This is a genomic window from Streptomyces sp. NPDC088350 (assembly GCF_044753545.1).
Classification (GTDB): domain Bacteria; phylum Actinomycetota; class Actinomycetes; order Streptomycetales; family Streptomycetaceae; genus Streptomyces.
Window position 1 is genome coordinate 592,801 of the sequence record NZ_JBIVNL010000007.1, and the last position, 25,520, is coordinate 618,320.

General features: G+C 70.4%; 25 protein-coding genes. 16 read left to right on the forward strand and 9 right to left on the reverse strand.

Annotated features, from left to right (window positions below):
- Positions 1-99 precede the first annotated feature (99 nt).
- The 8 genes from ACIQBL_RS27350 to ACIQBL_RS27385 all read left to right on the forward strand — a co-directional run bounded on the left by ACIQBL_RS27350 (position 100) and on the right by ACIQBL_RS27385 (position 7,781).
- On the forward strand, positions 100-897 hold the full coding sequence (locus ACIQBL_RS27350) for an acetoacetate decarboxylase family protein (protein ID WP_401945695.1): 798 nt from the start codon (positions 100-102) through the stop codon (positions 895-897).
- The gene (locus ACIQBL_RS27355) at positions 897-1,781 is read left to right on the forward strand and encodes an SDR family NAD(P)-dependent oxidoreductase (protein ID WP_401945697.1); all 885 of its coding nucleotides are present in this window, start codon (positions 897-899) and stop codon (positions 1,779-1,781) included. Before ACIQBL_RS27350 ends, ACIQBL_RS27355 begins: the two co-directional genes overlap by 1 nt.
- A gap of 10 nt (positions 1,782-1,791) precedes the next feature.
- A complete protein-coding gene (locus ACIQBL_RS27360; RefSeq protein ID WP_401945698.1) occupies positions 1,792-3,075 on the forward strand; it encodes an amidohydrolase family protein in 1,284 nt (427 codons plus the stop codon).
- Positions 3,072-4,319: an amidohydrolase family protein gene (locus ACIQBL_RS27365; protein ID WP_401945700.1), complete on the forward strand. Its 1,248-nt coding sequence runs from the start codon at positions 3,072-3,074 to the stop codon at positions 4,317-4,319. Before ACIQBL_RS27360 ends, ACIQBL_RS27365 begins: the two co-directional genes overlap by 4 nt.
- A gap of 24 nt (positions 4,320-4,343) precedes the next feature.
- Positions 4,344-5,063 carry a VIT family protein gene (locus ACIQBL_RS27370; RefSeq protein ID WP_401945702.1) on the forward strand — a complete coding sequence of 240 codons (720 nt, stop codon included), beginning with the start codon at positions 4,344-4,346 and terminating at the stop codon, positions 5,061-5,063.
- Between the two features lie 100 nt (positions 5,064-5,163).
- Positions 5,164-6,030 (forward strand): sterol desaturase family protein, encoded by an 867-nt coding sequence (locus tag ACIQBL_RS27375; protein ID WP_401945703.1) that lies wholly within the window; start codon positions 5,164-5,166, stop codon positions 6,028-6,030.
- A complete protein-coding gene (locus ACIQBL_RS27380; protein WP_401945704.1) occupies positions 6,027-6,692 on the forward strand; it encodes a lysoplasmalogenase in 666 nt (221 codons plus the stop codon). Before ACIQBL_RS27375 ends, ACIQBL_RS27380 begins: the two co-directional genes overlap by 4 nt.
- 42 nt (positions 6,693-6,734) lie before the next feature.
- Positions 6,735-7,781 carry a zinc-dependent alcohol dehydrogenase family protein gene (locus tag ACIQBL_RS27385; protein ID WP_401945705.1) on the forward strand — a complete coding sequence of 349 codons (1,047 nt, stop codon included), beginning with the start codon at positions 6,735-6,737 and terminating at the stop codon, positions 7,779-7,781.
- Here ACIQBL_RS27385 and ACIQBL_RS27390 read toward each other — a convergent pair whose 3' ends face one another.
- The 3 genes from ACIQBL_RS27390 to ACIQBL_RS27400 form a co-directional block, all read right to left on the reverse strand.
- Positions 7,782-8,792 (reverse strand): CopD family protein, encoded by a 1,011-nt coding sequence (locus ACIQBL_RS27390; RefSeq protein ID WP_401945706.1) that lies wholly within the window; start codon positions 8,790-8,792, stop codon positions 7,782-7,784.
- Between the two features lie 100 nt (positions 8,793-8,892).
- Positions 8,893-10,422, reverse strand: coding sequence for a CoA transferase (locus tag ACIQBL_RS27395; protein WP_401945707.1), 1,530 nt, complete (start codon positions 10,420-10,422; stop codon positions 8,893-8,895).
- 102 nt (positions 10,423-10,524) lie between these two features.
- On the reverse strand, positions 10,525-12,057 hold the full coding sequence (locus ACIQBL_RS27400) for a S8 family peptidase (RefSeq protein WP_401945709.1): 1,533 nt from the start codon (positions 12,055-12,057) through the stop codon (positions 10,525-10,527).
- Between the two features lie 242 nt (positions 12,058-12,299).
- On the opposite strand from ACIQBL_RS27400, the gene ACIQBL_RS27405 reads away from it, so the two are divergent.
- The 3 genes from ACIQBL_RS27405 (at position 12,300) to moaA (ending at position 15,420) form a co-directional block, all read left to right on the forward strand.
- Entirely contained in the window at positions 12,300-12,656 is a 357-nt protein-coding gene (locus tag ACIQBL_RS27405) for a DUF485 domain-containing protein (RefSeq protein WP_401945711.1), read from the forward strand.
- The gene (locus ACIQBL_RS27410; RefSeq protein ID WP_401945712.1) at positions 12,653-14,272 is read left to right on the forward strand and encodes a cation acetate symporter; all 1,620 of its coding nucleotides are present in this window, start codon (positions 12,653-12,655) and stop codon (positions 14,270-14,272) included. The genes ACIQBL_RS27405 and ACIQBL_RS27410 overlap by 4 nt, the downstream gene beginning before the upstream one ends.
- 158 nt (positions 14,273-14,430) lie before the next feature.
- The gene (gene moaA / locus ACIQBL_RS27415) at positions 14,431-15,420 is read left to right on the forward strand and encodes a GTP 3',8-cyclase MoaA (protein WP_401945713.1); all 990 of its coding nucleotides are present in this window, start codon (positions 14,431-14,433) and stop codon (positions 15,418-15,420) included.
- Positions 15,421-15,444: 24 nt separating this feature from the next.
- On the opposite strand, the gene ACIQBL_RS27420 is transcribed toward moaA, so the two are convergent.
- The gene (locus ACIQBL_RS27420; RefSeq protein ID WP_401945714.1) at positions 15,445-15,663 is read right to left on the reverse strand and encodes a hypothetical protein; all 219 of its coding nucleotides are present in this window, start codon (positions 15,661-15,663) and stop codon (positions 15,445-15,447) included.
- Positions 15,664-15,886: 223 nt separating this feature from the next.
- The gene (locus ACIQBL_RS27425; protein ID WP_401945716.1) at positions 15,887-16,285 is read right to left on the reverse strand and encodes a DUF3099 domain-containing protein; all 399 of its coding nucleotides are present in this window, start codon (positions 16,283-16,285) and stop codon (positions 15,887-15,889) included.
- Positions 16,286-16,550: 265 nt separating this feature from the next.
- Here ACIQBL_RS27425 and ACIQBL_RS27430 point away from each other — a divergent pair, with 265 nt between their 5' ends.
- Positions 16,551-16,829, forward strand: a complete 279-nt coding sequence (locus ACIQBL_RS27430) for a GlsB/YeaQ/YmgE family stress response membrane protein (protein ID WP_043685229.1) — start codon at positions 16,551-16,553, stop codon at positions 16,827-16,829.
- Positions 16,830-16,892: 63 nt separating this feature from the next.
- Here the strand turns inward: ACIQBL_RS27430 and tyrS are convergent, their stop codons facing one another.
- Genes tyrS through ACIQBL_RS27445 form a run of 3 tightly spaced genes read right to left on the reverse strand, consistent with a single transcriptional unit; the run spans position 16,893 to position 21,121 of the window.
- Positions 16,893-18,161, reverse strand: coding sequence for a tyrosine--tRNA ligase (tyrS, locus tag ACIQBL_RS27435; RefSeq protein WP_401945717.1), 1,269 nt, complete (start codon positions 18,159-18,161; stop codon positions 16,893-16,895).
- A 45-nt stretch (positions 18,162-18,206) separates the two neighbouring features.
- The gene (locus ACIQBL_RS27440) at positions 18,207-19,601 is read right to left on the reverse strand and encodes a metallopeptidase TldD-related protein (protein WP_401945718.1); all 1,395 of its coding nucleotides are present in this window, start codon (positions 19,599-19,601) and stop codon (positions 18,207-18,209) included.
- Positions 19,598-21,121 (reverse strand): TldD/PmbA family protein, encoded by a 1,524-nt coding sequence (locus ACIQBL_RS27445; RefSeq protein ID WP_401945720.1) that lies wholly within the window; start codon positions 21,119-21,121, stop codon positions 19,598-19,600. Before ACIQBL_RS27445 ends, ACIQBL_RS27440 begins: the two co-directional genes overlap by 4 nt.
- A 240-nt stretch (positions 21,122-21,361) precedes the next feature.
- On the opposite strand from ACIQBL_RS27445, the gene fabG reads away from it, so the two are divergent.
- The 3 genes from fabG to ACIQBL_RS27460 all read left to right on the forward strand — a co-directional run bounded on the left by fabG (position 21,362) and on the right by ACIQBL_RS27460 (position 23,383).
- Positions 21,362-22,081 (forward strand): 3-oxoacyl-[acyl-carrier-protein] reductase, encoded by a 720-nt coding sequence (fabG, locus tag ACIQBL_RS27450; protein WP_401945722.1) that lies wholly within the window; start codon positions 21,362-21,364, stop codon positions 22,079-22,081.
- A 5-nt stretch (positions 22,082-22,086) separates the two neighbouring features.
- Positions 22,087-22,854 (forward strand): enoyl-ACP reductase FabI, encoded by a 768-nt coding sequence (gene fabI, locus ACIQBL_RS27455; protein WP_401945723.1) that lies wholly within the window; start codon positions 22,087-22,089, stop codon positions 22,852-22,854.
- Between the two features lie 175 nt (positions 22,855-23,029).
- Positions 23,030-23,383, forward strand: coding sequence for a hypothetical protein (locus ACIQBL_RS27460; protein WP_401945725.1), 354 nt, complete (start codon positions 23,030-23,032; stop codon positions 23,381-23,383).
- Positions 23,384-23,432: 49 nt separating this feature from the next.
- On the opposite strand, the gene ACIQBL_RS27465 is transcribed toward ACIQBL_RS27460, so the two are convergent.
- The gene (locus ACIQBL_RS27465; protein WP_401945726.1) at positions 23,433-24,122 is read right to left on the reverse strand and encodes a FadR/GntR family transcriptional regulator; all 690 of its coding nucleotides are present in this window, start codon (positions 24,120-24,122) and stop codon (positions 23,433-23,435) included.
- Between the two features lie 70 nt (positions 24,123-24,192).
- Between ACIQBL_RS27465 and ACIQBL_RS27470 the strand changes: the two genes are divergently transcribed.
- A complete protein-coding gene (locus ACIQBL_RS27470) occupies positions 24,193-25,509 on the forward strand; it encodes a CynX/NimT family MFS transporter (RefSeq protein WP_401945727.1) in 1,317 nt (438 codons plus the stop codon).
- The last annotated feature ends 11 nt before the right edge of the window (positions 25,510-25,520 follow it).

Below are 25,520 nucleotides of genomic sequence, written 5' to 3' on the forward strand. Positions count from 1 at the left end.
CGCCGAACGCACGCACGCGTGGCTATGGACCTTTTGCCCGCCCGGTGCAAGCGTGCTGCCCGCCTGACGGATGACGGCCTACGAAGGGCGGTACGGCGTATGGCACGCGTACGGTACGGCGCACGGACCGAGGCGGAGATCGCCGCCGCACGCACAGCGAGCTCCAAGCTCCCCGACATCTGGTCCACCGGTGTGGTGGCCGTCTGGGAGAGCGACCCGGACGCGGTCGCGGCGGTCCTGCCGCCGCCCCTCAAACCCACCGGGCGGCCCCTGGTCCGTGTGAACATCAGCAAGGTCGAACTGACCGGATATCCCCTGGGCGCCGGCTCGTTCGCGGTCGCCGCCGCGCACGAGGGCGTCGAGGGCTGGTATCCACTGGTGATGCCGATGACCCACGAGCGGGCTCTCACCGGCGGCCGTGAGGTCTTCGGCGAACCCAAGAAACTCGGCGAGGTGACCGTCGAGCGGGTGGGTCTCGTCGTGCACGCCTCCCTGGCCCGGCACGGCATCGCCTTCGTAGAGGTCCGGGGCGCGGTCGGCGAGGAACTGCCCCTCCCCGGGCCGACACAGAAGACCGACTTCTACTTCAAGTTCCTTCCCGCGGTGGACGGTTCGGGCTTCGACGCCGACCCCGTGCTCGTGCACTGCCTGCGCAACGAGAAGGTCCGCCGACTGGAGCGCGTCACCGGAGACGTCGTCCTGCGCGAGTCCATGTACGACCCGGTGGCCGACCTCCCCGTGCGCACCCTCGTCGACATCACCATCGGCGAGAAGGCCAGCGACCAGCGCGGCAAGGTCGTCGAACGGGTCGACGCGCGGGCCCTGTTGCCGTACATCCACCAGCGCTACGACGACCCGCAGCAGATCCATGACGGACCGCCGGAGGGGAGTGTGTGATGGAGCTGACGGAGGGGCAGGTCGCCGTCGTCACCGGGGCCGCGAGCGGGATCGGACTCGCGATGGCACGGCGGTTCGCGGCCGACGGGCTCAAGGTGGTGCTCGCCGACGTGGAGCAGGGCGCCCTCGACAAGGCCGCCGCCGATCTGCGCGCGGACGGTGCCGACGTGCACGCGCGCGTGGTTGACGTCGGCGTACGTCAACAGGTCCTGGATCTCGCCGAGTCGGCGTACGAGACGTACGGCGCCGTCCATGTCCTGTGTAACAACGCGGGGGTCGGCTCGGGTGCCGAGGGCCGGATGTGGGAGCACGAACCGAACGACTGGCAGTGGGCGTTCGCCGTCAACGTGTGGGGCGTCTTCCACGGCATCCAGGCGTTCGTGCCGAGGATGATCAAGTCGAATCAACCCGGTCATGTCGTCAACACGTCCTCCGGGGACGGCGGTATCGCCCCGCTGCCGACCGCCTCCGTGTACGCGGTCACCAAGGCGGCCGTCGTGACGATGACCGAGTCCCTGTACGCCCATCTCAGGGCGGAGCACGCGCGCGTGGGCGCCTCGGTGCTCTTCCCGGGGCCGCACATGCTGCGCACGGGCCTGTGGGAGTCGCACCGCAACCGGCCCGACCGGTACGCCAAGGAGCGCCCCCGGAGGACGCCCTACCGCAGCCTCGACCAGTGGGAGACCGCGATGAGGGAGGCGGGCAAGGAGGTCGCCTTCACGCCCGTCGAGGAGGTCGCCGACCTCGTCGTGGACGGGATCCGCGCGGACCGCTTCTGGCTGCTGCCCGAGAGCGAGCACAGCGACGCCCAGATCAGGGCCCGGGCGGCCTCGATGCTCGACCGGGCGAACCCGTCGTACCTCGAAAGCTTCATCCTGGACTGAGGGGGCCGTTGTGACCGACCAGGAGCCGTACCTGATCATCTCCTCCGACTGCCATGCCGGACTGCCCACCGAGGAGTACCGGCCCTATCTGGACGCCCGGTTCCACCGGGACTTCGACGAGTTCCTCGCCGGGCGCGACCGGCGCCGCGAGGAGATGACCCGGCTCGGCATCCGCAACGAGGCGTTCGCCACCAAGTGGTTCCAGGACAACGAGGAAGGCCTGCGCGGGGGTTGGGACACCGCGCAGCGCCTCAAGGAGCTGGACGGGGACGGGGTCGCCGCCGAGGTGGTCTTCCCGGACGCCGACGCCGTGGACAGCCGGACCGCCGCGCCCTTCGGCGTCGGTCTCGGCCTCTCCGGGGACCAGGACCCCGAGTTGGGCATGGCGGGCGCCCAGGCGCACAACCGCTGGCTCGCCGACTTCGTCTCCGAGAACCCCCAACGGCACTGCGGGGTCGCCCTGTTGCCGGTGACGGCTCCCACGGAGAAGGTCGTCGCGGAGATCCACCGTGCCAGGGAGTCAGGGCTCGGCGCCCTGATGATCCCCTCCATGTGGGTCGACAAGGAGCCCTACCACGACCGCCGTTACGACCCGGTGTGGGCAGCCGCCGCCGAGTGCGCGATGCCCGTACTGACCCACTCCGGGGCCGCGCCCCGCCACGAGTACGGCGACCACCTGGGCATCTACGTCAGCGAGGTCACCTGGTGGCCCGCCCGGCCGCTGTGGTTCCTCCTGTGGTCCGGGGTCTTCGAACGCCACCCGGGCCTCAAGTTCGGTGTCGCGGAGTCGGGTTGCTGGTGGCTGCCGAACCAGCTGTGGTTCATGGACCGCCTCTACCTGGGCGCCCACGGCGGCAAGAAGCTCTCCCCCTTCGCGGAGCTGAAACGGCCGCCGAGCGAGTACCTCGACCGGCAGATCTTCATCTGCGCCACAAACACCAAGCGCCGCGAACTGGCCCAGCGCTACGAGATCGGCGTCGACAACATCCTCTGGGGCAGCGACTTCCCGCACCCCGAGGGCACCTGGCCCGACACGCGCGCGTGGCTGAAGCGGACGTTCCACGACATCCCGGTGGACGAGACCCGCCGCATGCTGGGCCTGGCGGCGGCGGACGCCTTCGGCTTCGACACGGCGGCGCTGGAGCCGCTGGCCCGCCGTATCGGCCCCACCCCTGCCGAACTCGGCCAGCAGGACGACCAGGAGGCCGTGACGGCGTCCTGGGCGCGTTCACGCGAGGTCGGCCGGCACTGGCTGACCGACCACGACTTCCCTGTGCTGGGGGTGACGCCATGAGCGTTGCAGACTCTGTGAGTGAGGACCGGTACACGGTCGTCTCGGCCGACTGCCACGCGGGCGCCGATCTCCTGGACTACCGGCCCTACCTGGAGAAGCGCTACCACGACGAGTTCGACGCGTGGGCGGCCACGTACGTCAACCCGTACGAGGATCTCCTCGCCGACACGGCCGACAAGAACTGGAACTCCGAGCGGCGCATCGCGGAGCTGGAGCAGGACGGGATCGTCGCGGAGGTCGTCTTCCCGAACACCATCCCGCCGTTCTTCCCGTCCGGCTCGCTCATGGCGCCCGCGCCGACGCCCGAGGAGTTCGAGCGCCGCTGGGCCGGTCTGCGCGCCCACAACCGCTGGCTGGCCGACTTCTGCGGGGCTGCGCCGGGCCGGCGGGCGGGTGTCTTCCAGGTCCTCCTGAACGACGTCCAGGAGGCCGTCCAGGAGATCCGCCGGGCCGTCGCGGCGGGCCTCCGGGGCGGCCTGTTGCTGCCCGGTACTCCACCCGGCTCGGGACTGCCGGAGCTCCACTCGTCGACATACGACCCGATCTGGGCCGTGTGCGCGGAGCTCGGCGTCCCCGTCAACCACCACGCGGGCTCGGCGTCCCCGCCCCTCGGCGACGAACCGGCCGCCCGCGCGGTCTACATGGTCGAGACGACATGGTTCTCGCACCGCGCCCTGTGGCACCTCATCTTCGGCGGCGCCTTCCGCCGGCACCCGGACCTGAAACTGGTGCTGACCGAGCAGGGCTCCGGCTGGATACCCGGGGTGCTCGACATGCTGGACTACTACCACGGGCGTCTGGTCGCGGCTGCGGCGAAGGCGTCCACGGCGGAGTCCAAGTTCGGCGCGGGGCTGGCCGCCTCGATGGGCAAGGGCCCGTCGGAGGTCTGGCGCGACAACTGCTTCGTGGGCGCCAGTTTCATGCGCCCCCATGAGGTGCCCCTGCGCGAGCGCATCGGCATCGAGAAGATCATGTGGGGGAGCGACTATCCGCACGACGAGGGCACGTACCCGTACTCCAGGGAGGGCCTCCGCTTCGCCTACGCGCGCGTGCCGCGCGACGAGGTCGCGGCGATGATCGGCGGCAACGCGGCCCGCGTGTACGGCTTCGACCTCGACGTCCTGGACCCGATCGCGGCGAAGGTCGGCCCCACGGTACGCGAGATCGCGGAGCCGCTCGCCGAACCGCCGGCCGACGCGACGAGCCCGGTGTTCGCGCGAGGGGCGTCGGTACGGGTGTGGTGACACCCGGGGTGGAATCCTCCGGGGGTGACGGAAACCAACGGCGAGTCCCACTCCGAGGCCCACAACGGCAGCCTCGGCTCCCGCCTGAACTGGCTGCGGGCCGCGGTCCTCGGCGCGAACGACGGCATCCTGTCGACCGCCGGTCTCGTCGTCGGCGTGGCCGGTGCCACGGACGACCGCTCGGCACTGCTGACGGCCGGTCTCGCGGGTCTCCTCGCCGGTTCCATGTCGATGGCGGCGGGGGAATACGTGTCCGTCTCCACCCAGCGCGACTCGGAGAAGGCCGCCCTGGCCCTGGAGAGGCGCGAGCTGAAGGAGCAACCGGAGGCCGAACTGGAGGAGTTGACCGAACTCCTCCAGGACCGCGGCCTGACCCGTGAGGTGGCCATGGAAGCGGCGGCCCAGCTCACGGAACGCGACGCCCTGCGCGCCCACGCGCGCGTGGAGCTCAACATCGACCCCGACGACCTCACCAACCCCTGGCACGCGGCCTGGGCGAGCTTCCTGTCCTTCACGGCCGGCGCCCTGCTGCCCCTCCTGGCGATCGTTCTGCCCCCGGCAGGCTGGCGCCTCGGCGTCACCGTGCTCTCGTCCCTGGCGGCCCTCGTCCTCACCGGCTGGGCCGGCGCACGGCTCGGCGCGGCCGGTCCGAAACCGGCGATCGTGCGGAACGTGGCCGGTGGCGCGCTGGCGATGGCGGTGACCTATGCGGCGGGCACACTGCTGGGGGCGGCGGGGGTGTGACCGGTTGGCGGAGATCGCCAACAAGCAAGCGCGTACCCCAGGTAATACTTGTGGGTAACAACGTCTGGTCGTGGCCGATGCGCGGGCCTACGGTTCACCCATGCCGAACCTGCCCGACGCCGTGCTCTGGTCGATACCCGCCTTCGTACTGCTCACGGTGATCGAGATGATCGGCGTGCGCGTCCATCCCGACGAGGACGCGGCGGGCTACGAGGCGAAGGACGCCGCCACGAGCGTCGGCATGGGGCTCGGGAGCCTCGTCTTCGACTTCCTCTGGAAGATCCCGATCGTCGCGGTCTACACGGCGATCTACGAACTCACGCCGCTGCGCGTGCCCGTCCTGTGGTGGACGATCCCGCTGATGCTGCTCGGGCAGGACTTCTTCTACTACTGGTCCCACCGCGGCCACCACGTCATCCGCATCCTGTGGGCCTGCCACGTCGTCCACCACTCCAGCCGCAGGTTCAACCTCACCACGGCCCTGCGCCAGCCCTGGACGACCCTCACGGTATGGCCGTTCTACGTCCCGCTCATCGCCCTGGGAGTGCATCCCGCCGCACTCGCCTTCTGCTCCTCCGTGAACCTCGTCTACCAGTTCTGGATCCACACCGAGCGGATCGACAAGATGCCCCGCTGGTTTGAGTTCGTCTTCAATACGCCGTCCCACCACCGGGTGCACCACGCCTCCCAAGGCGGCTACCTGGACCGCAACTTCGGCGGCATCCTCATCGTCTGGGACCGGCTCTTCGGGTCGTTCGTGCCAGAGGTTGAGCGGCCCGTCTATGGGTTGACGAAGAACATCAACACATTCAACCCGATCAAGGTCGCCACCCATGAGTACGTCGCCATCGCCAAGGACCTGAAGGCGGCGACCAGTTGGCGCGAGCGCGCGGGGCGGGTGTTCCGGGGACCGGGCTGGACACCGGCGGCCGCGGTGGAACGGGCCGAGGAGTCCGTGGCCGCGTGAGAGCGTCCCGGGCGCTGTCGGGTGCCTTCGTCCTCGTCACCGCCCTCGACCTCGTCTCCCTCGTCGTGGGCTTCCGCGCCGGCCATCTGGTCACCAAACCGCTGATCATGCCGCTGCTCGCCGCGTTCGCCGCCCGCGCGGGCGGCCCTCGGCTCCTGGTCGCCGCCCTGCTGTGCGGCTGGGGCGGCGACGTCCTGCTGCTCTCGGACACCGGCCCCGCCTTCATGGCCGGGATGGCCTCCTTCGCCGCCGGTCACGTCTGCTACCTCGTCCAGTTCCGGCGCCATGGTCCGCCACGCGCACGTGTGGGGCTGCTCGCCGTCGGCTACGCGGTCGCCCTCGTCACCCTGGTCGTCCTGTTGTGGCCCGACCTGCCGTCAGGCCTCCGTGTCCCCGTCGCCGGCTACAGCACTCTTCTGACCGCCATGGCGTACACCGCGGCCACCAGGCTCGGCCCTGTCGCCGGGCTCGGCGGGCCGCTCTTCATGCTCTCCGACACCCTGATCGCGACCGGCGTCGCCGACTGGCCGCAGCTGCCCCGGCCCGACTTCTGGATCATGCTCACCTATGCGGCGGCCCAGTTCCTGCTGGTCCGGGGCGCCCTCGATGCGCGGCCCGCACCGGTGGCGGCGTACCGTGAAGTGCGCTCGACCACCCCCTGAGCGCACCGCACCAGCACACCAGAGACGAGAAGGATCCTCGCCATGCGCGCCACCACCATCCACGCCCCGTTCGACATGCGCGTGGAGGACGTGCCCGAGCCCCTGGTGCAGCTGCCCACCGACGCCGTGGTCCGGGTGCTGCGCGCCTGCATCTGCGGCAGCGACCTGTGGGCGTACCGCGGTGAGGCGGCCCGGCAGCCGGGGCAGCGGATCGGGCACGAGTTCCTCGGGATCGTGGAGGAGACGGGCTCCGAGGTGAACGGCGTCAAGGCCGGTGACCTCGTGGTCGCGCCCTTCATGTGGTCCGACGGCGTCTGCGACTACTGCCGCGAGGGCCTCACCACCTCCTGCGTGCACGGCGGCTTCTGGGGCGCCGTGGGCTACGACGGCGGCCAGGGCGAGGCGGTACGCGTGCCCTTCGCCGACGGCACCCTCGTACGGCTGCCGAAGGAGGCCGCCTCCGACGACCACCTGCTGTCCGCGCTGCTGACCCTGTCGGACGTCATGGGCACCGGCCACCACGCGGCCCTCGGCGCGGGGGCCCGCAAGGGTGCCACCGTCGCCGTCGTGGGCGACGGAGCCGTCGGCCTGTGCGCGGTGCTCGCCGCCAAGCGTCTCGGCGCCGAGCGGATCATCGCGCTCGGCCGTCACACGACCCGCACGGACATCGCCCGCCGCTTCGGCGCCACCGACGTCGTCGCCGAACGCGGCGAGGCCGCCGTCGAGGCCGTCCGCGAACTCACCCGAGGCCAGGGCGCGCACGCCGTCGTCGAGGCCGTCGGCACCGAGCAGTCCATGCGTACGGCCGTCAACGTCACGCGCGACGGCGGTGCGATCGGCTTCGTCGGCGTGCCGCACGGCAGCGGCACGGGTCTCGACCTCGGGGTCATGTTCGACCGGAACATCGCGCTGCGCGGCGGGGTCGCGCCGGTCCGTGCGTACATCCCGGAACTGCTGCCCGACATCCTGGACGGCACCATCGACCCCTCGCCCGTCTTCGACCTGACGGTCGGACTGGAGGGCGTCCCCGACGGCTACAAGGCGATGGACGAGCGCACGGCCCTGAAGGTCCTGGTCACCAACAGTTGATCAATGCCAGCGGATCGGCAGCGGCAACGCCGTCAACAGTCCGGAGACCATGACCACCACCCCCAGGGCGACGACCTCGGCCCGCGCGGGTGAGCAGGCGGTCAGCGGATCGGCGGCCCGCCGCAACCGGTACCGCGACCACAGCGCGAGGACGGCGACGGTGGCGACGAGGATCACCTTGGCGAGCAGGGTGCGCCCGTACGCCGTCGTCGTCAGCTGGTCCAGGATCGTGCCGACCGGCATCCGGCGCAGCGAACTCCACACCCCTGTCGCGGTGATCGCGGCGAGCAGCACGGCGGCCACGCGCGCGTAGAGCCCCAACAACGCGGCCCCGGCCTCCTCGCCCCGCCACGTCCGCAGGGTCCGCAGCACGTGCAGCAGACCGCCCACCCAGAGCGCCGCACACGTGAGGTGCACCAGGGTCAGCTCGGAGCCGACCAGCGGGCTGTGCTCGCTCGTCGGATGCGCGCGCAGCGCCTCCGCGACGACCACGGCGGCGAGCGGCCACACCTGGATGCCGGGCCGGCGCGAGCGGGCGCACAGGGCCGCCACGGCGAACGCGTTGACCTCCAGGAGCGCCAGCTTGCCGTCACGGGACTGGTAGAGGCCGCCGACGTCGATCTGGGCGAGGCCGCTCGGCACCAGGTTGCCCGTCGCCACGACCGACGCGAGCCCCAGCGCGGCGACGAAACCGGCACCGGCCGCGTACGGCGCCCAACTGCGGGGGCCGTTCGAGGGAGCACCGGGCACGGTACGGGCCAGCCGGTTCACGAACAGCTCACCCAGGGGGACGCACAGGGCCCCGAACAGCACCGCCCGCAGCAGCGCGATGCCGCCGACACCGGGCGCGGCGGCCTCCCCGGTGCCGTGCAGTGCGGCGGACGGCCCGAGCAGCGGGATCAACGCGGCGAGCCCCACCAGGGCCAGTACGGCGACGGCCCGACGCGTACCGGGGCGCCGCCCGGAGCCGCTCGTGCCGGCCGCCTCGACAGTCGGTCGTATCAAGGTCACCCCACGATCTTCACCAGCCGTCACATAACCGGGCAAGTGCAACAAAACAACTGGCGGAACGGTATTCCGCTCATAGGTACGTTTCCGGCCGACCCCCGGATCAAGCCCAACGAGCCGCGTCAGTGCCCCAACGACCCGGCGGACGCGCCCAGTTCGCGGGCCCGCCGGTGAAGGAGACCGGCGACAGCGCGTGCCGCAGCCGCCCGATACCGCTGCCCGTCTCGACCAGCCAGGCGTCGGGCAGGTTGTACGCCGTCCCGCTCTCCTCGTGCGCCGTTCCGTCCCGCCAGTGTGCCGCCGGGCTGCTCGCGTACGCCGTCCCGCCGTGCTTGTCCGCCGCCCGGCCCTCCCCGTGTCCCGTCCGGCCCTGCTTGCCCTCGTGCGCCGTTCCGGCCACCGCTTCTCCGGCCGCAACCCCTCTCCGCTCGCCCCCGCCCGTCGTCAGCCAGGCCGCGGTCCGCGCGAGTGCCAGCCGCAGGACGAGGCTGTGGCCCTGCTCCGACTGTTCCGTGAGCGCCCGCAGCACGGCCGCCGCGAGGAGATACCCGGTCCCGTGGTCGAGGGCCTGCGCGGGCAGCGCACCGGGCCGCGCCGGCGACCCCTCGACCGCCGCGATACCGGTGGCGACCTGCACCAGGCTGTCGAACCCGCGCCGGCCGCCCCACGGCCCGTACGCGCCCCACGCCGACAACTGCGCCACGACCAGCCCGGACCTGCGGCCGACCAGGGCCTCGGGGGAGAGCCCGAACCGGTCCAGAGCGCCGGGCCGGTACCCGGTGACGACCACGTCCGCCCGTGCGAGCAACTCCTCGAAGGCCCGCCGGTCGGCCGCCGTGCCGAGGTCCAGCCGAGTCGACCGCTTCCCGAAACCGGTGTCCGCGTGTGCGTCGGGGTCCTCCGGCAACTGCGGGGCGTCCACGCGCAGCACGTCCGCGCCCAGCAGCGCCAGCGTGCGGGTGGCCACCGGGCCCGCGATCACCCGGGTCAGGTCGAGCACGCGCACCCCGGCGGCGGGCAGCAACGGGTCGCCGTCGAGCGGCGGGAGTTCGCGCGCGCGTGCGGTGCCGAGCCGCTCGCGCTCGACGAGCGGTCGCCCGGCCACCGCGGCCCCCTGCGGGTGCGCGGCCCACTCCTCCGCCGTCCGCAACGCGACCGCGAGACCTCCGGCGCCGAACACCGCGGTCTCGACCTCCAGGGCGGACCGCTCGGCGAGCACGCCGGCCACGTCCTCGACCGACGCGTCCTCCGGCAGCTTCAACGCGCCCAGCAGCCGCGCCCGGTGGTGCGGATAGTTCGCGTGGGTGCGGACCCAGCCGTCGGCTGTCCGCCAGAACCGTGACAGCGGCGCGAACGTGACCGGCGCCCGCCCGTCGATCAACAGATGCCGCTCACTGACGAACGCCGTGGCGACGGCCCCGTCGTCCACCCGCACCCCGGGCACCTCCGCGAGCCCGGCCCGCCGCGCTCCCAACTCGGCGGCGGCCAACGCGCACGCTCCCACGCAGGCCCGCGCCAACTCCCGTACGGGAAGCCGCGCTTCGAGCGCCCCCTGGCGCACGACGGTCGAGACACCTGAGACCAGGGCGGGATCGCCGCCCGTCGCTGCCCATGCCACCTTGATGTCAGTCATGATTGAACTATGCAGTATTGATTCAATCAATATATGTAGGGATGCCTGTACGCACGAACGGGCCGGGCGGAGATCCGCCCGGCCCGTCGACGGGTGTCTTGTCTACTTCACCGCCCGCAGTGCGTTGACGATGCCGAACCCGTAGAAGCCGTTGACGCGCTTGCCGCCCACGCAGGTCGCGTCCACGACGCCGTCGCCGTTGGTGTCGTACGGGTCGGTCGGGCAGCCCGGGTTGTCCGCCTCGGCCTTCAGCAGCGCCTGCAACTGCGCCGGAGTGGCGTACGGGTGGGTGGACTTCAGCAGCGCGGCCACGGCGGCGACGTGCGGGGTCGCCATCGAGGTGCCCTGGAGGTAGCCGTACGTGTTGTTCGGCAGCGTGGACAGGATGCGGCCGTTCTTCGACGGGGTGTCCGGGATCTGCCGCGCGTCCCCGCCCGGCGCCGACACGTCGATCACGCCCTGGCCGTAGCTGGAGAAGTACGACTTGGCCTTCTTGACGCCGACCGAGCTGACCGTGACGATGCCCGGCAGCTGGGTCGGCACGTCGAAGCACTCGTGCGGGTCGACCGTCCGCGTCACCGCGGTCGAGTCGTCGGGGCTGGAGTCGTCGACCAGGGCGTCCGAGTCGAGGTCGTCGTTGGAGTTGCCGGCCGCGGCGACATTGAGCGTGCCCTTGCTCTGGGCGTACAGCTGGGCCCTGTTGACAGCGTCCACGATGGCACGTTGATCGGGATCGTCCATGCAGTTGTACAGCCAAGGATCAACGTAGTAGCTGTTGTTGGTGATCTCCACGCCGTGATCCGCGGCGAACACGAACGCGCAGACCACGCTCTCCGGGTAGAACAGCTGACTCGAGTCCGGCTCGGCCACCGTGATCCCGGAGACCTTCACACCCGGCGCGACCCCCGCCACACCGATGCCGTTGCGGGCGGCGGCGATCTCACCCGCGACATGCGTGCCGTGGTAGTGGGCGGAGTCCACGGGGCGCCAGGAGCCGTATGTCGTGTCCGCCTTGCCGCCCACGCAGTTCGCGGACTGCGAGGGGGAGAAGTTCGGGGCGATGTCCGGGTGGGTGTCGTCGACGCCGACGTCGATGACGGCGACCGTCACGCTCTTGCTGCCCGGGTTGATCTTCGCGGCCTTGTCGGCACCGATCGCGGGCAGGTCCCACTGGTCGGCCTCAAGAGGCTCGCTGTCACCGGCGGCAGCGGAGGCCCTCGCCGTCTTCGCGGCCTGCTCCTTGGAGAGGTACTGCACCGAGCCCTCGTCGGTCGTCGAGGCCAGGCTCAGCGGCGCGGTGCGCGTGGCACCGGCCGACTGCACACCGCGCACCTTGCGGATGACCGTCCCGAAGTCGGGGTTCGCCGAGTGCACGACGATCACACCGATCTTCTCGTACGTCACCACGATGGTGCCGCCGGCCGCATTGATCGCCTTCTTGACCGAGTTGATCGTCCAGTGGTCCAACCGAGTGTTGACCACATACGCGAGGCTGGGCGCGTCAGCGGTCTGCGCGGTGGTCCCCGCGACCGGGACCGCCGAGGCCGCCGACGGAAGGAAGCCGAGCGAGGCGGTCAGCGACAGCACGACCGGGACGGCCAGGGCGAGCCGGCGTCTGGGGCGCAGATGAGCCATGGGATCTCCACATCATCCGAAAACGAAACGGCCCGAGACGTGGTGGCGCGCTCGGGCAGGTACATGACGAGTGGTGCAGACCTGAAGTTATCTCCCGTGGCGGCCGGCCAGCAATGATTTCCCAAAGGCGACTACCGAAAGAAGTCAAAGGCGTTGAACCGGTCGACGTGTCGCGCCGTGCCCTTGGGCAGGAAGCGCCAAGTCCGATCAGAACCCGCAGCTCCGCAACGCGAGGAGACACCGTGGCCACCGAGACACCGCCACCCTCGAAAGCCGAACGCAAACTCCCGACCACCGAGGAGTTCGAACAGGTCCAGGAGAGCGCGGAGTTCGCCGAACTGCGCCACGCCCACCGCTCGTTCGCGTTCCCGCTGACCGTCGCCTTCATCGCCTGGTACCTCCTGTACGTCCTGCTGTCCAACTACGCGGGCGACTTCATGGACACCAAGGTCGTCGGCAACATCAACGTCGCCCTCGTCCTGGGCCTCGGCCAGTTCCTGACCACGTTCCTCATCGCCTGGTGGTCCGCGCGGTACTCCGCCACGAAGCTCGACCCCAAGGCCGATGCCATCAAGTCCCGGATGGAGGGCGGCGCATGAGCCCCGCGATCACCCTGGCCGCCGGCGAGGCGAGCCAGCACCGGCCGCTGATCATCACCCTGTTCGCGGTCTTCGTCGCCGCGACACTCGTCATCACCGTATGGGCGGGCCGTCAGACCAAGAGCGCCGCCGACTTCTACGCGGGCGGCCGCCAGTTCACCGCCTTCCAGAACGGCCTCGCCGTCTCCGGCGACTACATGTCCGCCGCGTCCTTCCTGGGGATCGCGGGCGCCATCGCCCTCTTCGGCTACGACGGCTTCCTGTACTCCATCGGCTTCCTGGTCGCCTGGCTGGTCGCCCTGCTCCTGGTGGCCGAACCGCTGCGCAACTCCGGCCGCTACACCATGGGCGACGTCCTCGCGTACCGCATGCGCCAGCGCCCGGTCCGTACGGCGGCCGGCACCTCGACCATCGTGGTGTCGATCTTCTACCTGCTGGCCCAGATGGCCGGCGCGGGCGTCCTGGTCTCCCTGCTCCTCGGCATCACCACCGACGCCGGCAAGATCGGCATCGTCGCCCTGGTGGGCGTCCTGATGATCGTGTACGTCACCATCGGCGGCATGAAGGGCACCACCTGGGTCCAGATGGTCAAGGCCTGCCTGCTCATCGCGGGTGCCCTGCTGCTGACCTTCCTGGTGCTGCTGAAGTTCAACTTCAACGTCTCCGACCTGCTCGGCAAGGCCGCCTCCAACAGCGGCAAGGGCTCCGCCTTCCTGAACCCCGGCCTCAAGTACGGCGCCACCGGCACCACCAAGCTGGACTTCATCTCCCTGGGCCTGGCCCTGGTCCTCGGCACCGCGGGTCTGCCGCACATCCTGATCCGCTTCTACACGGTGCCGACCGCCAAGGCCGCCCGTAAGTCGGTCATCTGGGCCATCGGCCTGATCGGCGCCTTCTACCTGATGACCTTGGCCCTCGGCTTCGGCGCGGCGGCACTGATCAAACCCGACGAGATCATCGCCTCCAACAAGGCGGGCAACACGGCGGCCCCCCTCCTGGCCCTCCATCTGGGCGGCGTCGACTCCAACTGGGGCGCCATCCTCCTGGCCACCATCTCGGCGGTCGCCTTCGCCACGATCCTCGCGGTCGTCGCCGGCCTGACCCTGGCCTCGTCCTCCTCGTTCGCCCACGACATCTACGCGAACGTCATCAAGCGGGGCCAGGCCACGGAGAAGCAGGAGATGTCCGCCGCCCGCTACGCCACGGTCGGCATCGGCGCCGTCTCCATCGTCCTCGGCGCCCTCGCCCGCGACCTGAACGTCGCCGGCCTGGTCGCCCTCGCCTTCGCGGTAGCCGCCTCCGCCAACCTCCCGACGATCCTCTACAGCCTCTTCTGGAAGCGCTTCACCACTCCAGGAGCCCTGTGGTCGATCTACGGCGGTCTGGTCACCGCGGTCGGTCTGGTCCTGTTCTCGCCCGTGGTCTCGGGCAAACCCGCGTCGATGTTCCCCGGCGTCGACTTCCACTGGTTCCCCCTGGAGAACCCGGGCATCATCTCCATCCCCGTCGGCTTCCTGCTGGGCTGGCTCGGCACGATCCTCTCCAAGGAGGAGCCGGACACCGCCAAGTACGCGGAACTGGAGGTACGGTCCCTGACCGGCACCGGAGCCCACTGATCCGCTCCGAGTCCCCCCACGCCGACGGCCGCGTCGTAGATCCCTACGACGCGGCCTCGTCGTACCTCGTGGGATCGGGCCGCTCTCGTTGTCAGTGGTGTCGCGTAGGCTCGCAGGTGTCGGAAAACATGCGATCAAAATCGAGGGAGGGGGCCCACGTGCTCATCGACACCTATGGCCGAGTGGCCACCGACCTGAGGGTTTCGCTGACCGACCGGTGCAACCTCCGGTGTACGTACTGCATGCCCGAGGAGGGCCTGCAGTGGCTGGCGAAGCCCGACCTCCTCACGGACGACGAGATCGTCCGCCTGATCGACATCGCGGTCACCTCCCTCGGTATCGAGGAGGTCCGCTTCACCGGCGGCGAGCCCCTGCTGCGCCCCGGCCTGGTCGGCATCGTCGAGCGGGTCGCGGCCCTGGAGCCCCGCCCGCAGATGTCCCTCACGACCAACGGCATCGGCCTCAAGCGCACGGCGACCGCCCTGAGGAAGGCGGGCCTGGACCGGGTCAACGTCTCCCTGGACACCCTGCGCCCGGACGTCTTCAAGACCCTCACCCGCCGCGACCGCCTCAAGGACGTCCTCGCCGGCCTGGAAGCCGCCCACGACGCGGGCCTGACCCCGGTGAAGATCAACTCGGTGCTGATGCCGGGACTCAACGCCGACGAGGCCCCGGACCTGCTGGCCTGGGCCGTCGAGCGCGACTACGAACTGCGCTTCATCGAGCAGATGCCCCTGGACGCCCAGCACGGCTGGAAGCGCGACGGCATGGTCACGGCCGGCGACATCCTCGCCTCCCTCCGCACCCGCTTCGAGCTGACCCCCGAAAGTTCCGACGAACGCGGCTCGGCCCCGGCCGAACGCTGGATCGTGGACGGCGGCCCGCACCGCGTGGGCGTCATCGCCTCGGTCACCCGCCCGTTCTGCGGAGCCTGCGACCGCACCCGCCTCACCGCCGACGGCCAGATACGCAACTGCCTGTTCGCCCGCGAGGAGACCGACCTCCGCACCGCCCTGCGCTCCGACGCCCCCGACGCCGAGATCGCCCGCATCTGGCGCCTGGCGATGTGGGGCAAGAAGGCGGGCTCGGGCCTGGACGACCCGTCGTTCCTCCAGCCCGACCGCCCGATGTCCGCGATCGGCGGCTGAGCGACCCCCGCAGGCCCGCAAGGCTTACGAACCCTCGGGCGCTTCCCAGTCCTCGAACTTGACGACGTCCTTCAGGAATGCGCGTACACCGAGGAACTGGGAGAGATGCTCGCGATGCTCCTCGCACGCGAGCCACGTCTTGCGTCGCTCCGGCGTATGGATCTTCGGGTTGTTCCACGCGAGGACCCACACGGCGTCGGAGCGGCAGCCCTTCGCGGAGCAGATCGGTGTCTCGTCACTCACGGGAACTCACGGAATTCGTCTCACAGATGCGCTGAAAAGGCGACGCCGAGCAGCCACGGGGGGAGCTGCCCGGCGTCGGTCTGTCGCTCCGACGGGGGATGCGGAGCGCGTACGAAGTATGTCACGGGTAACCGGTCGCTCGGCACCGGAACAACATGATTGATCTGAGCTTTTCTTGAGCTCGATGCGGAGCCGACTTCCGTTTCTGGCACGTTCGCCATGGTCACGACCGGTCGTACGGTTCGCCTCCCGCACCCGGCGTCGGCTCGGGCACGGCCCCTTCCGGGACGGGTTCCGCGAACGCCCCGTCGGAGCGCGGCGGTGCGATCATCGGCCGCAGCGGAGCGGTGACGAACGTCGACGGAAGCCCCGGCGCGTTCTCCCGCCCGGCGTTCGCGATCACCACGGCGACATAGGGAAGCAGCACACCGAGCACCAACGCGACGATCGCGACGTGCCGTTCGACGTTCCACAACGAGACGGCGAGGATCACCGACGCCGTACGGATCGACATCGAGATGACGTACCGGCGCTGCCGACCGCGGATGTCCTCCGCGAGTCCCGTCCGGGCTCCGGTGATCCGGAACACCTGGGCGTTGCCTTCGCCGTGCAGCTTCCGCATCACATTCCACCATCCGCCCGCATCGGACTCTCCCCGGCCCGCACACCGGTTCGCACCCGATCCGGGAACCGGGCCCCGACACGTCCTACGTTACGCCGCGCCTCCGCCGCCTTCGAGACCGGGGGACCTCCGGTCCGGGCGACGGATCTGCGCCGTAGCGCGTATGGCCGTACCCGACATGCGCCGTACGGCGACCGGACCCACACTTGGCGTAATGCTCACGTCGAACGTCGAGCTGTACGTCGAGCCGTACAAGGAGGCAGCCATGGGCTGGTTGTGGGCGATCATCGTGGGATTCGTGCTGGGCCTGATCGCGAAGGCGATCATCCCGGGCAAGCAGCACAGTCCGCTCTGGCTGACCACCATCTGCGGCATTCTCGGCGCCATCGTCGGCAACGCGATCGCCCGAGCGGCCGGCGTCGACGCGACCAGCGGCATCGACTGGAGCCGCCACGCGTTCCAGCTCATCGCCGCGATCATCATCGTCTTCGTGGTCGACATGGCCTACATGGCGACAATCGGCAAGAACAAACAACGAGCCTGACAGTCGTATGACGAGGGGTGGTCTCCCGAACCGGGAGACCACCCCTCGTCATACCTCAAGCACTCACGCGCCCGTGACCTCCACCGCGGCAAGGTTCTTCTTCCCCCGCCGAAGCACCAGCCACCGCCCGTGCAGCAGATCTTCCTTCGCCGGCACGGCATCCTCGGCGGCGACCTTCACGTTGTTCACGTACGCGCCGCCCTCCTTCACCGTGCGGCGGGCTGCGGACTTGCTCGCCACCAGGCCGACCTCGGCGAACAGGTCGACGACCGGGCCGAGTTCGGCGACCTGGACATGCGGCACCTCGGAGAGCGACGCGGCCAGCGTCCGCTCGTCCAGCTCCGCCAGCTCGCCCTGCCCGAAGAGCGCCTTGGACGCGGCGGTCACCGCGGCCGTCTGCTCGGCTCCGTGCACCAGCGTCGTCAGCTCCTCGGCGAGCGCGCGCTGGGCGGCGCGGGCCTGGGGACGCTCCTCGGTCTGCCGCTCCAGCTCCTCGATCTCCTCGTGGGACCGGAAGCTGAAGATGCGCAGGAACTTGGAGACGTCCCGGTCGTCCGCGTTCAGCCAGAACTGGTAGAAGGCGTACGGCGTGGTCATCTCGGGGTCGAGCCAGACCGTGCCGGACTCCGTCTTGCCGAACTTGGTGCCGTCGGCCTTCGTGATCAGCGGGGTGCCGAGCGCGTGCACCACGGCCTCCGGGTCGACCCGGTGGATCAGGTCGGTGCCGGAGGTGAGGTTGCCCCACTGGTCGCTGCCGCCGGTCTGGAGCGTGCACCCGTGCCTGCGGTACAGCTCCAGGAAGTCCATGCCCTGGAGGATCTGGTAGCTGAACTCGGTGTAGCTGATGCCCGCGTCGGAGTTGAGCCGACGGGAGACGGCCTCCTTCGCGATCATCTTGTTGACCCGGAAGTGCTTGCCCACGTCCCGCAGGAACTCGATGGCCGACAGGCCCTGGGTCCAGTCCAGGTTGTTGACCATGATCGCGGCGTGCGGGCCCTCGAAGTCCAGCAGCGGAGCGATCTGCGCGCGCAGCCGCTCCACCCAATTGGCCACGACGTCGGGCGAGTTGAGCGTCCGCTCCGCGTTGGGCTTCGGGTCGCCGATCAGGCCCGTGGCGCCGCCGACCAGGCCCAGCGGACGGTTGCCCGCCTGCTGGATCCGGCGCATCGTCAGGATCTGCACGAGGTTGCCGAGGTGCAGGCTGGGCGCGGTCGGGTCGAAACCGCAATAGAACGTGACGGGACCGTCCGCGAACGCCTTGCGCAATGCGTCCTCGTCAGTGGAGAGGGCGATGAGCCCGCGCCACTGCAGTTCGTCGACGATGTCCGTCACGGTTCTCGTATCTCCTTGGGATGGTCTCGTGAATCAGGTACGAGGTTATACGCCCTGACTGACAGAGCTCATATTGAAGTCCGGCACCCGCAGCGCGGGCATCGCGGCCCTAGTGAACCAGTCGCTCCATTCCCTCGGCAGCGTCTTTTCCGTCCGCCCCGCCTCGGTCGCCCGCCCCAGCAGGTCCACCGGCGACTCGTTGAACCGGAAGTTGTTCACCTCGCCGCTGACCTCGCCGTTCTCGACGAGGTAGACGCCGTCCCGGGTCAGCCCGGTGAGCAGCAGCGTCGCCGGGTCGACCTCGCGGATGTACCAGAGGCAGGTCAGCAGCAGCCCGCGCTCGGTGTTCGCGACCATCTCCTCCAGGGAGCGGTCCTCGCCCCCGCTGAGGATCAGGTTGTCGATCGACGGCGCCACCGGCAGCCCGGTCAGCCCCGCGCTGTGCCGACTGGTCAGCAGATGCTCCAGCTCGCCCTCGCGCACCCAGTCGGTGGCCGTCAGCGGCAGCCCGTTGTCGAACACCGACTGGTCGCCGCCGGAGGTGTGCGCGAGCACGAACGGCGCGGACTCCAGTCCCGGCTCGTTCGGGTCGCTGCGCAGCGACAACGGCAGCTCGGTGAGCTTCTCGCCGACGCGGGTGCCGCCGCCCGGCTTGGAGAACACCGTGCGCCCCTCGACCGCGTCCCGGCCCGACGCCGACCACATCTGGTAGATCAGCAGGTCCGCGACCGCGGTCGGCGGCAGCAGCGTCTCGTACCGGCCCGCGGGCAACTGGATCTTCCGCTCCGCCCAGCCCAGCCGTACGGCCAACTCGGCGTCCAGGGCCGCCGGGTCGACGTCCTTGAAGTCCCGGGTCGAGCGGCCGGCCCAGGCCGAGCGCGTACGGTCCGGGGACTTGGCGTTCAGCTCCAGCGTCCCGTTGGGCTGGTCGTGGCGCAGGCGCAGCCCCGTCGACGTACCCAGGTAGCTGGTCACCAGCTCGTGGTTGGCGAAGCCGTACAGCTCGCGACCGCCCGCACGCGCGCGTGCGAAGGATTCGCCGAGCGCCGGCGCGAAGTCGGTGAAGACGGAGGACGAGGTCTCGGCGGGCGCGTCCGTGAAGTCGGGCGACTCCGGTACGCCGGTGACGAGCGGCTGTGCGTCCTCGGCGGGCGCGGCACCCCGCGCGGCGGCCTCGGCGGCCCGCACCAGCGGTTCCAGCTCCTCCGGGGTGACGGCGGACCGGGACACGACCCCCGAGGCCGTGCCCTCCTTGCCGTCGACCGTCGCGATGACGGTGAGCGTGCGCCCGCGCGTGACGCCGTTCGTGGTCAGCGCGTTGCCCGCCCAGCGGAGGTTGGCGGTCGACTGCTCGTCGGCGATGACGACACAGCCGTCGGCCCGCGACAGTGCGAGGGCGCGCTCGACGATCTCGTGCGGCTTGTTCGTACGAGGACTCATCGACCGGCCTCCTGCGTGGTGTTGAGGATGTTGACGCCCGTGAAGAGGGCCGACGGGCAGCCGTGCGAGACCGAGGCGACCTGGCCCGGCTGGGCCTTGCCGCAGTTGAAGGCGCCGCCCAGGACGTAGGTCTGCGGACCGCCGACGGCCGCCATGGACCCCCAGAAGTCGGTGGTCGTCGCCTGGTAGGCGACGTCCCGCAGCTGTCCGGTGATCCGCCCGTTCTCGATCTTGAAGAACCGTTGCCCGGTGAACTGGAAGTTGTAGCGCTGCATGTCGATCGACCACGACCGGTCGCCCACCACGTAGATCCCGCGGTCGACCCCGCCGATCAGGTCCTCCGTGGACAGCCCCGCAGGGTCCGGCTGCAACGACACGTTGGCCATGCGCTGCACCGGCACATGGCCGGGGGAGTCGGCGTACGCGCAGCCGTTCGAGCGGTCGAAGCCGGTCAACCTGGCGATGCGGCGGTCGAGTTGGTAGCCCACCAGGGTGCCGTCCTTGACGAGGTCCCAGGACTGGCCCTCGACGCCCTCGTCGTCGTAGCCGATGGTCGCGAGGCCGTGTTCGGCGGTGCGGTCACCGGTGACGTTCATCCGCTCGGAGCCGTACTTCAGCTTGCCGAGTTTGTCGAAGGTGGCGAAGGAGGTGCCGGCGTAGGCGGCCTCGTAGCCGAGCGCGCGGTCCAGTTCGGTGGCGTGGCCGATGGACTCGTGGATCGTCAGCCACAGGTTGGACGGGTCGACGACGAGGTCGTACAGGCCCGCCTCGACGCTCGGCGCGCGCATCTTCTCGGCGAGCAGCTCGGGGATGCGCGCCAGCTCCTCGTCCCAGTCCCAGCCGGTGCCCGTCAGGTACTCCCAGCCGCGGCCCACGGGCGGCGCGATGGTGCGCATGGAGTCGAACTCACCGCTCGACTCGTCGACCGACACCGCGTTCAGCTGCGGATGCAGCCGGACCCGCTGCTGGGTGGTCACCGTCCCTGCGGTGTCGGCGTAGAACTTGTTCTCGTGCACGGTGAGCAGCGACGCGTCCACGTGGTTGACGCCGTCCGCCGCGAGCAGCCGGGCACTCCAGTCCGCGAGCAGCCCCGCCTTCTCCTCGTCGGGCACCGAGAACGGATCGATCTCGTACGACGAGATCCACGTCCGCTCCTCGTGCACGGGCTCGGCGGCCAGCTCGACGCGCTCGTCCGACCCGGCCGCCTTGATCACCTGGGCGGAGAGCTTCGCCATCGCCACCGCCTGCGAGGCGACCTTGGCGGCGGCGTCGAGACTCAGGTCCACCCCCGACGCGAACCCCCAGGTGCCGCCGTGCACGACCCGCACCGCGTACCCGAGGTCGGTGGTGTCCGACGTACCGGCCGGCCGCGCGTCCCGCAGCCGCCAGGACGCGCTGCGCACCCGCTCGAACCGGAAGTCCGCGTGCTCCGCCCCGAGCGCACGCGCGCGTGCCAGCGCGGCGTCGGCCAGGGCGCGTAGCGGAAGTGCCGTGAAGGCTTCGTCGATGGAATGGGGCACGGAGGTCTCCCTGCTGTCGTGGCCTGTCGGGTCCGATCATGTCGCGCGAGCGGGTTCGGGGACCACACGTTTCCGCGCCGCGTCGGCACATTCTGTAGGGACCCGACAGCGAGTCCCGTAAGCCACTGTCGGTGCCCGATTGTCCCGAGACGGGAGCGGACCGATAGGTTTTCGATAAAGCCGCCTGTCGACCAGGTGTACCGGGCAGGCGTGCAGGACCGCTATCGAAAGGGTGATCCGTTGAGCCGCTCGGTTCTCGTCACCGGAGGCAACCGGGGCATCGGCCTCGCCATCGCCCGTGCGTTCGCCGACGCCGGCGACAAGGTCGCCATCACGTACCGCTCGGGTGAGCCGCCGGCCGCCCTCCTTGAATTGGGCTGCCTGGCCGTGAAGTGCGACATCACCGACTCCGAGCAGGTGGAGCAGGCCTACAAGGAGATCGAGGCCGAGCACGGCCCGGTCGAGGTCCTGATCGCCAACGCCGGCGTCACCAAGGACCAGCTCCTGATGCGCATGTCCGAGGACGACTTCACGTCGGTCATCGACACCAACCTCACCGGCACCTTCCGCGTCGTCAAGCGCGCCAACCGCGCCATGCTGCGCGCCAAGAAGGGCCGCGTCATCCTGATCTCGTCGGTCGTCGGCCTGATGGGCGGCCCCGGCCAGTCGAACTACGCCGCCTCCAAGGCCGCCCTCGTCGGCTTCGCGCGCTCCCTCGCCCGTGAGCTGGGCTCGCGCAACATCACCTTCAACGTCGTCGCGCCCGGCTTCGTCGACACCGACATGACCAAGGTGCTCACCGACGAGCAGCGCGAGGGCATCATCAAGCAGGTGCCGCTCGGCCGGTACGCGCAGCCCGAGGAGGTCGCCGCGACGGTGCGGTTCCTCGCCTCGGACGACGCCTCGTACATCACTGGAGCCGTCATCCCCGTTGACGGCGGACTGGGAATGGGTCACTGATCACCATGAGCGGAATTCTCGAGGGCAAGCGCGTCCTGATCAGCGGTGTGCTGCTGGAGTCCTCCATCGCCTTCCACGCCGCCAAGCAGGCCCAGGAGCAGGGCGCGGAGATCATCCTGACCGCGTTCCCGCGGCCCACGCTGACCGAGCGCATCGCCAAGAAGCTCCCCAAGCCCACCAAGGTCATCGAGCTCGACGTGACGAACGACGAGCACCTCGCGCGTCTCGCCGACGTCGTCGGCGAGGAGCTGGGCGGCCTCGACGGTGTCGTGCACTCCATCGGCTTCGCGCCGCCGGACGCGCTCGGCGGCAACTTCCTCAACACGCCCTTCTCGTCGGTCGCCACCGCCATGCACGTCTCGGCGTTCTCCCTGAAGTCGCTGACCATGGCCTGCCTGCCGCTGATGCAGAACGGCGGCTCGGTCGTCGGCCTCACCTTCGACGCGTCCTTCGCGTGGCCGCAGTACGACTGGATGGGCCCGGCCAAGGCCGCCCTGGAGGCCACCAGCCGCTACCTCGCGCGCGACCTGGGCAAGCAGAACATCCGCTGCAACCTGATCTCGGCGGGCCCGCTCGGCTCGATGGCCGCCAAGTCCATCCCGGGCTTCGACGAGCTGGCGTCCGTGTGGGACAACCGCTCCCCCCTGGAGTGGGACCTCAAGGACCCGGAGCCGGCCGGCAAGGGCATCGTCGCCCTGCTGAGCGACTGGTTCCCGAAGACCACCGGCGAGATCATCCACGTCGACGGCGGCCTCCACGCCATCGGAGCCTGACCTCCCGGCCCGGCCTCTCCTACGGCGTCGACGCCCCGTTTCCCGCACCGCGCGGGGAGCGGGGCGTCACCCGTTCGGCCCCTCCGGCCGGGCGGGGGCGCATCACAACTGCGCACTCTGGATTACGCGTTCACCACGCGATTCCCTCCCCAGCACCGCCGAGGAGGTTCCCCTTGTGCGCCTGTCCCGCAGCCTGGCCTCAGTGACCGTCGCCGTCGCTCTCGTCATCTCCATGGCGTACGAGGCGATCCCCCACGCACGCGTGGAGGCCCGAAAACCGGCCGCACCCCAGCTGTTCGGCGCCGCCTGCCACACCACCGTCCACGGCTCGCACGTGATCGCGTACTGCCACAACCCGTACCCCCAGACCGACCGCGTCAGCCTGCACATCGAGTGCGACCGCTGGTGGGACGTCGACAGCGACGGCACCGGGACCGACGCCGGACCGGCACAGACCGTACGACTGACGGGCCGCTGCTGGGAGGACGTCCGCGCGGTGTGGGTCAGCCACCAGAAGCGGGCGAGTTGAGCCCTTACGAACAGGGCGACTACGAAGAGGGCAACTAGGAAGAGGGCAACTACGAAGAGGGCGATTCGAACCGCCCCGGGCGGCACACGAACGGATAGCTCGCGGCCTCCGCCCCGGCCGCCCCCGCGTCCCCCGCGCGGATCGCGTCCACGAGCGGCGTGTGGTCCATGTACGTCTCCGGGGTCAGCTCCTCGCCGACGTCCGCGCGCAGCCAGTCCCGCAGCACCTCGCCCAGGTCGGCGTACATCGCCGTCATGACGTCGTTGTGGGAGGCCGCCACCACGGCCATGTGCAGGGTCGCGTCGGCCGTCACGAAGGCCTCTGTGTCGCCCGACTCCCAGGCCTCCTCACGCCGTACGAGCAGGGCGTCCAGCTGCTTGAGGTCCTTCTCGGTGCGCCGCTCGGCCGCCAGCTGCGCCGCCGCGGACTCCAGCGTGGAGCGCAGTTCGGCGATGTGCCGGGGGTCGGCGTCCGCGAAGCGGCGGTGCATCACGCCCGCCAGCTCGCTGGTCGCCACGACGTATGTGCCCGAGCCCTGGCGGATGTCCAGCAGGCCGTTGTGCGCGAGCGCGCGGACGGCCTCGCGGACCGTGTTGCGGGCGACCCCGAGCTGTTCGACCAGCTCCGGCTCGGTCGGGATCCGGGAGCCGACCGGCCACTCGCCCGAGGTGATCTGGTTCCGCAGCGCGGCGATGACCTGCTCGGACAGCGCCGAACGACGGGGGTGGCTCAGGGGCATGGCACACCTTCGCATGTGCGGGGCGGGAGCGGGCCACCCGGGGATGGACAACCAATCATCCCATGATTCTATGATGGGTGGCATGGCAAGCGAGGAAACCCGGACAGTGAAGTCCACGACGAACGTCAGCAGCTCCGCCGCGAGCGACACCCCGGAGCCGACCGGAGGAGCGTCCACGCGCGCGTGGACGACGCGTCTGTTCGCCGCCGGCATCGTGCTCGCCGCGCTGAACCTCCGCCCCGCCATCACCAGCCTCGGCGCCCTCCTCGAAGAGGTCCGCGACGGCCTCGGCATGAGCGGCAGCGTCGCCGGACTGCTCACCTCCGTGCCCCCGCTGTGCTTCGCCCTCTTCGGTGTCATGGCCCCACGCCTGGCCCGCCGCTTCGGCCCCGCCGCCGTGGTCTGCGCCGGCATGGCCGCCATCACCGCGGGCCTGCTCATACGGCCGTACATCGGCGGTACTACCGGCTTCCTGGTCGGCAGCGCGCTCGCGCTCATGGGCATCGCGGTCAGCAACGTCCTGATGCCGGTGATCGTCAAGCGCTGGTTCCCGGACCGGGTCGGCTCCATGACCGGCCTGTACTCGATGGCCCTCGCCCTCGGCACCGCCGCCGCGGCAGCTGTCACCGTGCCCATGACCGAGGCCCTGGGCGGCAGTTGGCGCTCCGGCCTGGCCGTGTGGGCGGCGCCGGCCGCAGCGGCCGTACTGCCGTGGACCGCTCTCCTGCGACACCGGGAGGCGCCCTCCGACCAGCACTCCCGCGCGCGGGAAGCACGGGAGGCCGGGCATGTGCAGCCCCGGCTGCGGATCACCCACAGCCGTACCGCCTGGGCGCTCGCCGTGTTCTTCGGGCTCCAGGCCACCGCCGCGTACATCACGATGGGCTGGATGGCGCAGATCTTCCGGGACGCCGGGGTCTCCGCGGGCACCGCCGGGCTGCTGCTGGCGGTCACGATGGTGATGGGCGTGCCGCTGGCCTTCGTCATCCCGCGCGTGGCCACCCGGCTGCCCCGGCAGGGCCCGATCGTGATCGCGCTCGGCGTCTGCGGACTCGCCGGATACGCGGGCCTGTACCTCGCCCCGGCCGGCGGAGCCTGGGCCTGGGCCGTGCTGCTCGGCGTCGCCAACTGCGCCTTCCCGCTGGCCCTGACGATGGTCGGCATGCGGGCCAGGACCGGCGCGGGAGTCGCCCAGCTGTCGGCCTTCGCGCAGAGCACTGGCTATCTGATCTCCATCCCGGGACCGCTCCTGGTCGGGGTGCTCTACCAGCACAGCGGCGGCTGGGGACTGCCGATCGCCCTCATGGCAGGCCTGATGATTCCGCAGATGGCCGTGGGCGTCCTCGCGGGACGCGACCGCACCGTGGAGGACGAGGCGGCGCGCTGACCCCGCCCCGG